We start from the raw sequence: 234 nt of genomic DNA on the forward strand, positions 1-234 counted from the left end.
CCTGCCCTGCGCGGTCAGCGCCGCCTCGACGTACTCGGCACCGAACCGGGCGAACCTGTCGCGGTGCTCGACCACGATCGTCGACACAGCCGGATCACGCAGCAGGGCGAGGAACTTCTTCCGGTGCCCGTCGAGCGCCGAGCCGACCTCGGTCACCACCCGGTCCACGGCGAGTTTCCGGCTCGTGGCCCATACCGTCACCCGGGCGACCTGCCGATCCAGGTCCGCATTCTG

Annotated in this window: 1 protein-coding gene; it reads right to left on the bottom strand. The window is 70.1% G+C overall.

The genetic code is table 11. The annotated features are described in order from the left end of the window. The coding region (locus tag ADL15_RS24915; protein ID WP_198171001.1) for a recombinase family protein at positions 1-234 on the bottom strand (234 nt) is incomplete at both ends.

It is taken from the genome of Actinoplanes awajinensis subsp. mycoplanecinus (assembly GCF_001509495.1).
Lineage (GTDB): Bacteria > Actinomycetota > Actinomycetes > Mycobacteriales > Micromonosporaceae > Actinoplanes > Actinoplanes palleronii.